Genomic DNA, 13,884 nt, shown 5'->3' with positions numbered 1-13,884 from the left:
AATAGCCTTGCTTGGAATTCAGAAGAATCCCATTAAAAAAGCCCCTCCATTTCTAAAGGGGCTTTAGCCTATTTTAATTATTCTTAGTGTTGAATCACTACTCGAGTCTGATCCATCAGGCTACCCTGCTTCAAAATTTGCAAGTGATAAACCCCACTGGCTAATTTTAGATCAAAGTCAAGTTCAGATTCCTGACCGCCTTTCTGAGCCGCTAATACACGACCCTGAGCATCCAGAATCTGGATTTCTAAGCCTGACCAATCTCCCTGCTCCATGCGCAGTTTAAAGCGACCCTCATTCGGGTTTGGATACAAGCTCCACTGATTCTCCAATTGCCATTCAACTAAACCGATCTTATTTTCTACTCGGATTTGCTTAGTTAGGGTATTGCTGCAGGAGCGATTATCGATCACCGTTAATTTCACATTGTACAAGCCTTGAACTGTATACTGGTGACTAGGATTCTGTTGGGTAGAACTGGATCCATCACCAAAGTCCCAAATCCAGGTCACTGCATTAGGGGTGCTATCACTAAAGAAAGCGGTATCACTCAACTGAATGGTATCATTGCTTATCCCGAAGTTCACCACCAATGGATTTACCGTTACCAGTTTAGAAATGGTGTCAAAACCTAAGGTATTGGTAGTACGTAAGATTACGCGGTAAGTTCCGGGGTTCGGGAACACATGGGTAGGATTATTCTGGCTGGAGAAAGTTCCATCGCCAAAGTCCCAATACAAGGTATTGAAGTACTGCGAATTGCTATTATTAAAGGAAACTTCCCCAATACAGATATTCTCATCATTAAAGCTGAAATCAGCCACTGGCATAGAACCCGACTGGCCATTTAAGCAAATAGTGCGGTTCGTGTCATTGCTAATAATAAAGATCGAAGCGGAGAAGCTACTCACCGAGGTCGGAATAAAGTCGATATCCAATACCAAGCTATCTCCAACTGGAATTGTAGCTGAACTCTGATAAATCTTAAACTGATTGGAAGTAGAGGTCATACTACTAATCACCAGTGGCATACATCCATCATTGTAAATGGTTACAGTACGAGAAGTGGTATCTCCCAATCGAGTTAAGGTGAAATAAGCACAGGTATCACTCAAGACCATTTCTGGCTCCGCTACTACATCAAACTTCACCGGCTTGCGGTATTTCGGCTGACTAGGACTGTTATTGTTTACAATCATCGTAGTATAATGCGTACCCAAAGGCAGTAGGGCTGCATTAAAGAGTAAGTTCCGGTTCACTGAATCATTGGCCGGAATAGTACCGGCATTGGCTCCCACTACTGAAACCCAGTTAACGGTTTGTACTACTTCCAATTCCACACGATGGAAGGATCCAGCTCCACCATCTACACTGGATGGATTATAGAGCCCCACATCCAACATGCCATCTGCTAATAAAGTCGCAACCTGGGTACCCACCACGAAAATCTCAATGGTATCTAATTGATAAAAGCGGTTATTATCATAAAGGGTTTGCCAGTAATTACCATCTAAATAAAGGGTGGCACGCTCTGATAAGGCATCGTAATCCCCATTTAGAATGATGCGTAATTTGATACTATCTGCTGTATTTGGTAATCCGCTGAAGCTATGCAGGGTACTCGCCCCTGGAACATTGTAAGCAATTTGAGAGCTATCAGAGAAGCGACCAAACTGAATATCAAAGTTCATTTGACCTTGACCTAAGTTCTTCACCTTGATTTGCTTATTGCCAATCACCTTACATTTCTGTAAGCGATAATAAATAGTATCTTCTTCTACCCTTGGTAAGGCCGCTCCTACTCCGATACCACTTACGCAGATATATACGGTGGTATCATTGGTGCTTACTTCCAAGGTATCTGTACTCAAACCTACGGAGAAAGGTGAGAATATCACTTCTAATTTGGCGGTATCACCAGGAGCTACATTCATAGGAATATTGCTGATGGTAAAATCACTGTTATTAGCCAGATAGGATGTAATATCCAGGGTATCGCAACCCTCATTGTAAATTTCAAATGTATCCTTAACCGCAGCACCTTGTAAAGATGAACCGAAGCTGATGCAAGTACTATCTACCACCTGAGCCTTGGCTAAACCATTTACTACTAAATGCAAGGGTAAACGAAGTGGATTATTTGCCGGATCATTAGTTTGGAAGAATAGATCGTAATCGTAGGTACCATTGCTAATACCGGCGGTATTAATATTGATATTAATCAATACAGAATCACCCACCGCTACTAATCCTGAATCAGGACTGGCGCTAATGAAACCCGGAGCACCGGTTCTGCTGGCTCCCCAAATAATGGAGTTCTTCAATACATTCTCCAAATCGCTATTGGTTTGGAAAAAGTCGTAGCCAATATGAATCGCCAATCCATCGCCATAAGGCTGGGCTGCTACCACTGCCTCATCCGTTCCTACGGCACCGATTATCCGCTCCAGACCAGCTGTATTCACAAAAGCGGCTCTTTGGGTGGCACTTAAATAAGACATTCCCGTACCAGGTAAGCCTGCGGCAATAGGATGCGAAGGCATGGAAATCGGAATAGGTGAACCGGGATTCCAGCTGTTGCTGATAGGCATAATATTATAAGCAGTAGAATAACCTACGGCCTGATATCCAAAAATGATTACTCCACCATTATTTACAAAGTTTCGGTAGGCCGGACCAAAGGTGGTACTCATGGAAATGGAGCTACTTTCCGGCACGATTAACACATCGATAGTATCCAATTCCTGTGTCATCTGAGCCTCTGAACTGGCATTTACATATACCAAATTCACCTCAGGCATAGACAGAGCGATATTATAGATATTGGTTCTTTCGGTAGAGTACACAAAGCTTCCTACCACCCCAACGCTAATCTTGCCATTGCTGCCATTCCCTTGAATATAATCGAAGTCGAGGCCACTTAAACCACTGTTGCGGAGGTATACCGGAATGCTAATTGAATCACCGCAATTGGTTACGGTTACTGAAAGTGAATCCGGATTTAAGGATGCCACTGGTGCACCTTGAGCGAAGCCTTCCAGGCAAAGCTTCCAAATACTATCATTATTGCTAACGGTGAGGGTATCGCGAATTAAACCGAGTACGGTTCCGTCAGGATTAAAGCTTACGGCTAACCAGGCGGTATCTTCAGGAACAATAGTTAAGGGAGATAAGCTATGTCCGAATTGAGTACCACCTAAACTGTAAGCCGTAAGATTAAGATCATCACAACCCTGATTAACTATCATCACCGAATCCATGTTTGTTGCACCAGTGTAAAGGGTATCATAGGTCATGCAAGCTGCTGAAGCCCATAAATCCGGTTCACCGTATACATTGATATTTACGGTAATCAAAGTATCGGGATGGGCTGGATCATCACTTTGAACACGGATACTACGTGGGTAGCTGCCAGTATAAAGGTTAGCTACTTGCAGATATCCCGAAATCAAAATCGAATCGCCTGCCACTGTAGAACCCGTATTCGGACTAAAGTCTGAAGAAGCGGAGCTGCTTACAATGCGGAAATCATCAATCCGGTAATGATCATAGCTTGCACTAGTATAAGAGCTTTGGTATAAGCGCACCTGCATTTGACCGCTCACCGGAATAGCGAAAGAATAATAGGCGGCCGCTGTATTATAATTGTAAATCGTTCCGATGGTTGTCCAGAAAGAAGCACCATTCAAGCGGTATTGCACATGCATGTCTTCCCCGCCATCAGGGTTTTCACATCCACTTCCACCACCGTTTCCGGGGAAGGCCCAAAAGCCAACTGAATCCCCTTGAAAAAGATTGAGCATTACAGTTTCTGAAGTCCGGTTAGTTCCCATCATGGAAAGAGCATTAATTCCCGAATGCTCATAACAACCATTAAAGATTTGGTTAGAACCATGCGTGGTCCAAATACTCGGATCTAAGCCATTTTCAAAATCATCGAACAAGCTGTTTCCGCCAATCAAAGTCCAGTTTAAATTTGCCCCTGAGCCTTGATTATAAAGGTAAAACTGGAAGGGTATACTATCATTACAGCCAAAGGAGTTCAGGGTATAAGTAGCACTATCGAAGGCAATAGCCGGTGCAGTAAAGGCTTCCGCCGAAAGGCAAATAGCAGTATCCAGGTTTCCATTGAGGAATAAAGTATCATCAACTAAACCAGTGTTAGCAGGTAAATAATTGATATAGAGCCAAGCTGAATCGCCGGGAGCAATATTTAAAGCACTTTGACTTAAACTGAATTCGCTATTGGAAGTACTCAAGCTATTCAAGTCCATGGTATCACAACCCTGGTTGAAGATCAGCAGAGAGTCATTTTGAGCAATGCCGATATAAGCGGTATCAAAATTGAAACAGGCGGTGCTTGCGCTGTAAACCGGAGTTCCGGTTACGGTAACATTGAGAGGTACCTCTATTAAACTATCTGCACCGCTAGCATTAGTTGCTATTTCTAAAATGTATTGTTGAAGGCCGGCAATCGCTCCCGCTAAATCAACTTCCACGGCAATGTCTTGAGTACTGCTAGTAACACCTAAGGTATCGCTCAGGCTCACCAGGGAAACATCGCCAATCTTCTTTAAGTTAAAGGCATCGTAAGCCACATTGGCGCTGCTATTGTAATTCGCAATATCAATGCGATCAATCTCATTGGCCAAATAATAATTGAAGCTCAGGCCTCCCGCCGCCAAAACACCATCCAGATAAACATCACAGGTACGTGCGGTATAATCGATATTCTTCACTTCTACCTGATGCCACACACTTGGACTTAAGGCTACTGTGTAGGTATAATCACCATGAATGCGGAGGTTACCGTAATAGGCTTCTAAGCCTAAGAGCGAGTAGTAGTATCCACCAATTTCATCTCCCAATTGCACATAGGAGCGTGAAGATGAATTTACCGAAATCATAAAGCTGAAGTAGTTGGCATCACTGGCATTCACATTGGCGTAAACCCCATCTTGCATGGCTGCATAACCACTCAATTGCAGATAAGCACTTCCCTGGCCTGCACCTCCTAATACTACATTGGAATTAAAGGTAGTAGGTGCCGTGGTTGAACGAACAAAAGGACTTAGAGAACTTTCGAAATTTGCTGTGAGGTAGTTTTGATCCGTTAAAGACCGAACACTTATATCATATAAAGCTGCGCCTCCACTGAGGTAGTTGAACTGCAAGGTATCGCGGTAAACTCCACCACATGGTGCGGCTCCCGAAAGGGTGTCCGGACTTACAGATACCGTAGCTGCAGCTTGCACGCTAATGCTTCCGGTGGTTGTATCCGCACCATAGCAATTGCTTTGGATTAAGGTAATGGTATAATTACCCGGACTGCTGTAAGCATGCACTGGATTATTGGTAGAGGCCGAATCGCCATCTCCAAAATACCAGGTACTAGTACCACCACCCGTGGAAGTATTCGTAAAAGTTACCGGCTGCAATAAAGCGGCATTGCTAACAGAAGGGCTATATGAAGCGGTAGGATTGGCTGTACCCCCGGCAGTCCAGGTTAGGGCAAAACCCGCACCGGTAACCGAATAATCCGAAGTAAAAAGAATGCGCGCTTCTCCACTGGGTACATTTATGGGGGCACCGCCATTGGGTAAGCTATAACCACCATAGGTACCAATCAAAGTACCATTTACATTATCGTAAATGCGCACCCGATCACAACAAGACTCAGTTCCGAAGGAAGTAAAAGTGATGTCGATTGAGCTCCCACCTTGAGGTAAGATGTAGAAATTATCGCTGGAAGAGTTGTAATAACTGCCGCTTGGACCACCATGATCATATAGAGTGCCACTGCAATCACTTGCCGTATCACTACTATTACGAATCATATTATAGCTCTGGGCCTGAGTACTTAAAGTGAAAATGCTCAGTAAGAGCAGAGTAATTTTTCTCATAGGATGAATGGTTCTTCGCTGACAAAAATACTACATAATCCATACCAGAATATTTCCTTATGTTAAAATAAGTAACTGATTAATAGGCCAGAAAGTCGAGCTCCTCTTGGATATCGGCTAGCTTTATTCGGGAATCGACTGTGCGTTGAACGCGGTTGGCATCGAGATCTTGTTGGCGGTAATCCACCAGAATCCGATCGGAGGAAGTACCACTCAACATACTTTCAGAATAGGAAAGTCCTAAAAAGGCACAAAGCTGCTCTAATTCCTTGCGCGGATTTTGCAACAGATCTTCAAACTTTAAAAGATGTAAATCCAGATCCTGAGACTTTAGATAGCGAAGTAGGGAAACAGAATGCTTCCAATAGCCCAGGGCAGTATCATAATCAACTCCCGTTCTTTCCAGCTTAGAGCTGATGCAGGTGCGACCATCCCGAACTATGAAAACCAATTTTCTACCTTCCCAAAGTTCCCTGCGAATCAGGTCTCGAACCTCCAGATTTTCCTTGAAGTCTTCCAAAAAACCCAATTGCTCCGTGGTGATCTTATTGCCGTAGCGCAATTTGCTGCGCTTCGCATCCTTAGTACAGGCCTTTACAAAAGCCGATAATTTAGAACCTACATCGGGATAGCGCGGATTCTTTTCCACCAGATATTCCGCAACATGATCTTCACTGGCCACCTCCAATTGCGGATGGGCATCTAATAAGGTAGTCAGCAAGGAAGTTCCTCCTCTGCCAGCTCCCATCACTACGATCTCCAGACCTTTTGCCTTGCGGAATAACATGCTGCGAAGTAAGTAAAAAGGGTCCATTTGTGGATATCTTGAACTATAGAGCTGAGATATAAGCGTATCTTTGCGCTTCATTTTTGATAGCGAATCACCTCATGGATCAAAGCTTAGAAGCAACCACCGTAGAAACCGCAAAAGAATTAGGTCTTTTACCCGAAGAATTTGATAAGATCAAAGAAATCCTGGGTCGTACACCTAACTTCAACGAACTCAGCATTTATTCTGTAATGTGGAGTGAGCACTGCTCCTATAAAAACTCCATTGTTTGGCTTAAAACCCTTCCTAAGGATGGCCCGCATATGCTGGTTAAAGCCGGAGAAGAAAATGCCGGTTTAGTAGATATTGGCGAAGGTTTAGCCTGTGCTTTTAAGATCGAATCGCATAATCACCCTTCGGCCTTGGAGCCCTATCAAGGTGCTGCAACCGGTGTTGGTGGTATTAACCGCGATATCTTCACCATGGGTGCCCGCCCCATTGCTCAATTAAATTCTCTCCGTTTTGGAAAGGCGGACAGTGAGCGTACCAAATGGTTATTAAAAGGTGTAACCAAGGGTATTGGCAATTATGGAAACTCATTTGGTATTCCTACCGTGGGCGGCGAAGTTTATTTCGACCCTTGCTACGAGCAAAACCCCTTAGTAAATGCCTTCTCTGCCGGTATCTTGCATACCGAGAAAGATAAAATGATCAGCGCTAAAAGTGGTGGTCCCGGAAACCCGGTTTTCATCATCGGTTCTTATACCGGTAAAGACGGAATTGCGGGTGCTGCTTTTGCCTCTAAAGATTTAACTGAAGCTTCGGCTGATGATATTCCATCCGTTCAGGTTGGAGACCCCTTCCAGGAAAAGAAACTTTTGGAAGCCACTATGGAACTGGCGCAAACCGGTGCCATTGTAGGCATGCAAGATATGGGTGCCGCGGGTATTACCTGCTCTACTTCTGAGATGAGTGCCGCCGGTGGCTTGGGTATGGTAATCCATTTGGATAAAGTACCAACCCGCCAGGATGATATGAAGCCTTGGGAAATCCTGCTTTCTGAAAGTCAGGAGCGTATGTTGGCCGTGATCGAAAAAGGTCGTGAAGCCGAAGTGCTAGCCATCTTCGATAAATGGGATTTACCCTGCGCCCAAATTGGTGAGGTTATCAATGAAGACCGTCTCTCCTATTACTGGCATGGTGAATTGATCGCCGAAACCCCTGCCGATCCACTGGTATTAGGTGGAGGTGCACCGGTATATTATCGCGAGCATAAAGAGCCTGCTTATTTTAAGGCCTTTCAGGAATTTGACATGAATGATGTTAAGGTTCCGGAAGACTTGCAAGCCGTAGCTAAGAAATTAATCGGCCACCCCAATATTGCTTCTAAGCGCTATGTTTATGAGCAGTACGACTCTATGGTGGGAACCGTAAATATGAGTACCAATCGCCCCAGCGATGCGGCGGTGGTAAACTTGAAAGATACCAATCGTGCCCTGGCCATGACTGTGGATTGCAATGCTCGTTATGTGCATGCCAATCCAGAGGCCGGTGCGATGATCGCCGTGGCCGAAGCAGCACGTAATATTGTGGTGAGCGGTGGTATTCCATCAGCCATTACCAACTGCTTGAACTTTGGTAACCCTTACAATCCTGAAGTATACTGGCAATTTGTAAATGCCATTAAAGGGATGGGTAAGGCTTGTGAGAAATTCCAAACTCCGGTAACCGGTGGTAATGTGAGTTTCTACAACCAAACAGTAACCAAGGAAAAAACCGAACCGGTATTCCCAACTCCTACAATCGGGATGATCGGGATTATCGAAGATAAGAAACACATCACCCCAATGGGCTTTGCTCAAAAAGGTGACCTGATCTATATGATTGGGGAAAATCGTAATGATATTTCCTCCAGTCAGTATTTGGTTGAAATCCACGGAGTGCAAGAAAGCTCTACTCCCTTCTTTAGTTTGGAGGAAGAATTCGCCACTCAGGAGCAAATCAAGATGTTGATCCGCAAAGGCGTATTGGCATCTGCTCATGATGTTTCCGAAGGCGGATTATTCGTTGCCTTAATGGAAAGCGCTATGGCCGGTAATTTAGGATTTGATATCACTTCCGATTCTGCCATTCGTCGTGACGCTTATCTCTTCGGCGAAAGCCAGAGCCGCGTAATTGTGAGCGTAAATCCTGATAATGAAGATGCCTTCATCGACTTAATGATGTTGAATGGAGTGGAATTCGATTTGATGGGCCACGTTACCAAAGGCAGCATCCGCATCGACGATACCGATTGGGGTCACATGGAGGATTACCGTAAGATCTACGATAATTCCCTGGGTGATATCATGACCAGCTAAGGTCCAAAACATCTTTGCATTTGAAGCTCAGCCTAAATACTGGGCTTCAAAGCCTTGCCCCTGATTAATTTAGCCTCAGGCAAATTAATACCTTTGCAAAATGATAATTGCCTTATTGCTTATTGCCTATTTCCTGGGTTCACTGGCTTGGTCTGTTTGGATCGGTCGCTGGATGTTCGGAATCGATTTGCGCGAGCATGGCAGTGGAAATGCCGGTGCCACCAATGCCTTTAGAGTATTAGGCAAACAGGCGGGCACGCTGGTTTTGGTTTTAGATGTTTTAAAAGGTTTTGCAGCGGTAAAATTGATTCATCTCTTACCTGCCGATCAGCAATCGGTAATAGCCATGTTAGGTTTAGGCTTCTTAGCCGTATTTGGTCACCTCTTCCCCATTTATGTTGGCTTTAGAGGTGGAAAAGGAATTGCCACCCTACTAGGCGTTGTAATTGCCCTGCATAGCGGTGCCGCCCTTCTGGCCATGGGTGTATTTGTAGCCTTCTTACTGGCCACTCGTATCGTCTCCGTTTCCAGCATGGCTGCTGCCTTGAGCTTACCACTTTGGCTGATCTACCGTTTTAAAGAACCATCGGAAGTTTTAATCATTTTCAGTTTTGCCATTGCTTTATTAGTTTTAATCACCCACCGAAAAAACATCGTGCGTTTGCTTCGAGGTGAAGAAAACAAAGTGAAATTAAAGCGTAAAAGTGCGGAGGATCGATGAAGTTTGAAGAACAATGGAAATCGCAGGAAGATACGGCAGTGCTGGAGCAAAAAGACGCCTGGCATGAGATCGTTCTTTTTAATGATGAAGTAAATACCTTCGATTGGGTAATCCACTGTTTAATGGAAATCTGTGAGCACAGTCCGGAGCAAGCCGAACAATGTGCAGTGATTACCCATTACAAAGGAAAATGTTCGGTTAAATCCGGCTCCTATTCTGAGTTGGAACCTCGTTGCACTAGTCTTTTAGAAAGAGGTTTAAGCGCGGAAATCAACTAAAGCTTTCCCTTCCGTTTTAGTCCCTTCATTTAAGCTTAGAGATTCATCTGGCCTTCTATAATATTTTCTATTTTTAGGCCCCCTTAAACCTTTAATCTCTAAGTCTTTCCTGTTTCGCTTTCTTTAAAATCCATCAGAATCTCAAGCATTCAACTTTCAAGACCATGGGTCCTCGAAGGAAGCCTTGCTATGTAAATCACGCCAATCCAAATAATCATCAATGAAAAATCAAAGAACCATGTTTCGCAATTTAATTGTAGTCCTGGCCTTGGGACTATTCCTAAGCTCTTGCAGTCAAAACCCGGCTGCCTTAGACCTCATTCCTAAAGAAAGCCCCTTCGTATCCGTTTTGGATGTAAAAAGTTTAGCCTTGAAGGCCGAATTGAATGCTGGCGATTTTAAGAGTCTTCAATTTTTGGAAGATGAAGTGAGTAACGAATCCAAAGAACTGGGTAAACTTTATAAAAAGTACCGCTCTAATCCCAGCGAAACGGGCATTAATGTACTTTCAGATTTCTTTCTATTTTCCACTCGCGATGCTGGCGAAGGTCGCTATATCGCCCTCAGTACCGATTTATCGGATGGGAAAAAATTCGAAGCCTTTGTTTCGCAAATGTTGGCTGAATCACAAAAAGAGCTGAACCTCCCATCTCAATTTCAGATTGAAGAAGCCGGCACTTTTAAAACCGTAGTTTTTGATGACGCTATTCTCGCTTGGGATAATTCCAAAATGCTCTTCATGGCAGGCCAAAATTATGAAGATGGCAAAGCCCTCCTGGCGCAAACCGAATCGCTATTTGCCTTAAATGGCAAAGCCACCATCAAGGATGTTGCTTCCTTTAATCGTTTTTACGAGCGCAGTACAGACCTAAACCTCTGGCTTTCTTTCGCTTATTTAAAGGATATTGTTCCCGCCTATCAGAATCTTTCAAACATGCCATACAGCTTGGATGATAACTATTTATCCCTGCATATGGACTTCACAAATGAAGGAATCAAACTAGAATCTATTTATGATTATAGTGATGAATTAGCCAAATTACAGAAGGAATACGGTCTATACGATCAGAGCTTTAATGAAAAGCTCCTCAACTACCTTCCCAAGGAAAGCTATATGAATGCCAGCTTTGCCATTAACCCTGAGGGCATGTATAAATTCATGAGCGCTGGAGGCGAAGGTCCCGAAACCGATATGATGCTGAGTCAAATCCAACAAGCCACTGGCATGAGCATGGATAAAATCCTGAGCAGTTTTGGCGGTTCCGGAGCATTTAGCATTTATAATTTCGAAGCGCACACCGACACTATTTCCACCTATAAGCAAGAATACAATCCCAAGAAATTCGCCTATTACGACAATAGTATTGGCGATTCTGTTTACGAAGGTGGTTTTGACTTCGTTCCCACCGAAGAGGTTAAGGAAAATACCATTCCCCGTCTAGCCACTGTATTTGACCTTAAGGACCAAAGCACTTTCCAAAAGCTTTTGGAGAACGAAAAGGTGAAGAACAATATCCTTAAAACGGAAAAAGGTTCTTATGTAATGGACCTTGGACAAACCGTATTCTTCTTCGAGTTTAAGGATGACATGGCCTTATTCTGCAATGATCCTGAATTGGTAAAAGCCTTCCAAAAGGATGGACTTGGAGAAAACAGCCTTTCGAAAAACCCCATGGCTGCCAATATGAAGAATTCTCATTTCACCATGTACCTAAACCTAAACAAGGCAGATTATCCTGAAATTGTACAAAGCCTTATTGGGGATGGCTTAATGCGTGCTCCTGAAACGGCTATGAATTGGATTTCTAGTTTACGTAGCTTAGACGTGAGCAGCGAAGGAACTAATAAAGCCAGCATTCAATTGAAAACGGAGAAAACAGAACACAATAGCTTGCATGAGATCTTAAAGATGTCTGAAGACTTCATCTTCTAAATTAGCCCTTTGAAGATCATTCTTAAAAATACTAAACCCAATTACGTAGCAGAGGCCGATGTTTTGGCCTCTGCTGTGTATTTGGAACCTTTAGTGCAATTTGAGAAAGGCAAACGCTATTTAATTTCAGCTGGCTCTGGCAAAGGCAAGAGCTCCCTCTTCCACTTTATCTATGGTAGCAGTAATCAGTACAGTGGCGAGATTATTTGGGAAGGGCTCGAAGCTAAAGATTGGGACCAAATCCGCCAGCAGCACCTAAGCTACCTTTTCCAGGATTTAAAACTCTTCGATGAGCTTAGTGCCTGGGAGAATCTTCAAGTTAAAAACCAGCTCACGCAGTACTGTTCAGAAAGTAAACTGGATTTCTATCTGGAAAGTCTGGGCTTAAGTGCCTACAAGCACCAAATTTGCAAAAAGCTATCCCTGGGCCAAAAACAAAGACTGGCTCTAATTAGAGCCCTTTGCCAGCCCTTTGACTTCCTATTCTTAGATGAGCCCTTTAGTCATTTGGACCAGGTCAATATCGAAAAGATTTCCCGCCTTATTGAAGCGGAACTTAGTGAGCGTGAAGCAGGCTTAATCATCAGCTCTCTGGAACCTCATTCCAGTTTGCACATTGATCAACATTTAAAATTGTAATGATGATCAAGCTCCTGCGTAAAACCCTGCATAAATTTCAATTGCTTGGCTATCTGCTGAGCTTTGTTATCGGTTGTACCCTCTTCATCAGTATTTACCAATTAAGAACTGACCTCGGGCCCCTATTTGCGGAAATGGAAGGGGTGATCAATCAAAGGCATCTAATCCTCAGTAAAAATGTAAGCCTCTTTAAAAGCCTGGATAAAAGCGGAATTTACTTTAGTGAGGAGGAATTGGAATCGCTCCAAGCACTGCCTTATGTTAAGGAAGTAGCTCAATTTCAGGCGGCCCAATTTAAGGTGGGCGCCTTCTTAGAAGGCACTAATCAAATGCCGGGCTTTTACAGCGAATTGTTTTTAGAGAGTATCCCGGATGCTTACCTCGACCTTAAACCCAAAGACTGGCATTGGGAAGAAGGGCAAAACTTTGTTCCCATCATTATACCGGAATCCTACCTCACCCTTTACAATTTGGGCTTTGCCGAAAGTCAGGGATTACCGGTAGTTTCTAAAAGCACCATCAATCGCATTGCTTTTCAGCTCAAGCTGGAAGGGCATGGCCAAAAAGCGCAGTTCCGCAGTAGGATTGTAGGCTTCAGCACAAAGATCAATTCGATTTTGGTTCCGGATGAATTTCTAAGCGCTGCCAATCGAAAATACGGCAGCGGAGAAGCCCGAAGAAGCAGTCGTTTGATCCTCGATTTAAACTCGCCCAAAGCGGAAGAACTATTGCGTTTTGCGGAAGAGCATAATTATCAGCTCAATCAGGAAAAGATGGAGTACAATAAGCTATCCTTTATAATGGAAGGCGGTTTGTACTTTTTAGCGGCTATGGGAATTCTGATCATGGTTTTAGCACTCTTCTTTGTTTTGCTGAGCACTCATCTTATCCTGCAGAAGAACCGCGATTTATTACGAAGTCTGCATTTATTGGGTTATTCGGTAAAGAAGATTGCCCAATTCTATCAATACCTAAGCATTGGCATTAGCCTGCTGGGATTGCTTATCGCCACTTTGCTTAGCCTGGCCCTCCGCTCTTATTATCAGGAATACCTAAGTCTGATTTTGCCCAAAGAATTAGATGGGAACTCCATCCTGATCAGCAGTCTGCTTATTGGCATCATCTTGATCCCCTTATTCTATGTGATTTTAATTCGGCAGATGCGCAGAATTGTGGCACCGGCCCAGGCTTAGAAAATTTATCCAGCCTTGATCCGCACTGCCTTTCAAGGGACTAGCCTCCCCCTCCTCCTGAAAATTGAATTAAAATCACAAAAGCACT

At 43.8% G+C, this 13,884-nt stretch carries 8 protein-coding genes; 6 read left to right on the top strand and 2 right to left on the bottom strand.

What is annotated here, in order from left to right:
• Nucleotides 1-83 precede the first annotated feature (83 nt).
• The gene (locus ACO05P_RS00575) at nucleotides 84-5,903 is read right to left on the bottom strand and encodes a PKD domain-containing protein (protein ID WP_421752842.1); all 5,820 of its coding nucleotides are present in this window, start codon (nucleotides 5,901-5,903) and stop codon (nucleotides 84-86) included.
• Nucleotides 5,904-5,982: 79 nt separating this feature from the next.
• Entirely contained in the window at nucleotides 5,983-6,717 is a 735-nt protein-coding gene (locus ACO05P_RS00570; RefSeq protein ID WP_421752841.1) for a sulfotransferase family protein, read from the bottom strand.
• 74 nt (nucleotides 6,718-6,791) lie between these two features.
• On the opposite strand from ACO05P_RS00570, the gene purL reads away from it, so the two are divergent.
• The 6 genes from purL to ACO05P_RS00540 all read left to right on the top strand — a co-directional run bounded on the left by purL (nucleotide 6,792) and on the right by ACO05P_RS00540 (nucleotide 13,796).
• Nucleotides 6,792-9,032 carry a phosphoribosylformylglycinamidine synthase subunit PurL gene (gene purL / locus ACO05P_RS00565; RefSeq protein ID WP_421752840.1) on the top strand — a complete coding sequence of 747 codons (2,241 nt, stop codon included), beginning with the start codon at nucleotides 6,792-6,794 and terminating at the stop codon, nucleotides 9,030-9,032.
• 100 nt (nucleotides 9,033-9,132) lie between these two features.
• Nucleotides 9,133-9,753: a glycerol-3-phosphate 1-O-acyltransferase PlsY gene (gene plsY, locus ACO05P_RS00560; protein ID WP_421752839.1), complete on the top strand. Its 621-nt coding sequence runs from the start codon at nucleotides 9,133-9,135 to the stop codon at nucleotides 9,751-9,753.
• Complete coding sequence (locus ACO05P_RS00555) at nucleotides 9,750-10,031, top strand: ATP-dependent Clp protease adaptor ClpS (RefSeq protein ID WP_421752838.1); 282 nt, start codon at nucleotides 9,750-9,752, stop codon at nucleotides 10,029-10,031. Before plsY ends, ACO05P_RS00555 begins: the two co-directional genes overlap by 4 nt.
• 220 nt (nucleotides 10,032-10,251) lie before the next feature.
• Nucleotides 10,252-11,964, top strand: a complete 1,713-nt coding sequence (locus ACO05P_RS00550) for a DUF4836 family protein (RefSeq protein WP_421752837.1) — start codon at nucleotides 10,252-10,254, stop codon at nucleotides 11,962-11,964.
• 9 nt (nucleotides 11,965-11,973) lie between these two features.
• The gene (locus ACO05P_RS00545; protein ID WP_421752836.1) at nucleotides 11,974-12,603 is read left to right on the top strand and encodes an ABC transporter ATP-binding protein; all 630 of its coding nucleotides are present in this window, start codon (nucleotides 11,974-11,976) and stop codon (nucleotides 12,601-12,603) included.
• Nucleotides 12,603-13,796, top strand: coding sequence for an FtsX-like permease family protein (locus tag ACO05P_RS00540; RefSeq protein WP_421752835.1), 1,194 nt, complete (start codon nucleotides 12,603-12,605; stop codon nucleotides 13,794-13,796). The genes ACO05P_RS00545 and ACO05P_RS00540 overlap by 1 nt, the downstream gene beginning before the upstream one ends.
• The last annotated feature ends 88 nt before the right edge of the window (nucleotides 13,797-13,884 follow it).

It is taken from the genome of Croceimicrobium sp., assembly GCF_965228705.1.
Taxonomy (GTDB): Bacteria; Bacteroidota; Bacteroidia; order Flavobacteriales; family Schleiferiaceae; genus Croceimicrobium.
The sequence above is the reverse complement of the archived record's forward strand: the minus strand, read 5'-3'. Positions and strand labels throughout refer to the sequence as shown.

What these genes read in the sequence shown, in the direction of transcription:
- ACO05P_RS00575 (WP_421752842.1), bottom strand. Translation starts at nt 5,903, where the DNA reads ATGAGAAAAATTACTCTGCTCTTACTGAGCATTTTCACTTTAAGTACT.
- ACO05P_RS00570 (WP_421752841.1), bottom strand. Translation starts at nt 6,717, where the DNA reads ATGGACCCTTTTTACTTACTTCGCAGCATGTTATTCCGCAAGGCAAAA.
- purL (WP_421752840.1), top strand. Translation starts at nt 6,792, where the DNA reads ATGGATCAAAGCTTAGAAGCAACCACCGTAGAAACCGCAAAAGAATTA.
- plsY (WP_421752839.1), top strand. Translation starts at nt 9,133, where the DNA reads ATGATAATTGCCTTATTGCTTATTGCCTATTTCCTGGGTTCACTGGCT.
- ACO05P_RS00555 (WP_421752838.1), top strand. Translation starts at nt 9,750, where the DNA reads ATGAAGTTTGAAGAACAATGGAAATCGCAGGAAGATACGGCAGTGCTG.
- ACO05P_RS00550 (WP_421752837.1), top strand. Translation starts at nt 10,252, where the DNA reads ATGAAAAATCAAAGAACCATGTTTCGCAATTTAATTGTAGTCCTGGCC.
- ACO05P_RS00540 (WP_421752835.1), top strand. Translation starts at nt 12,603, where the DNA reads ATGATGATCAAGCTCCTGCGTAAAACCCTGCATAAATTTCAATTGCTT.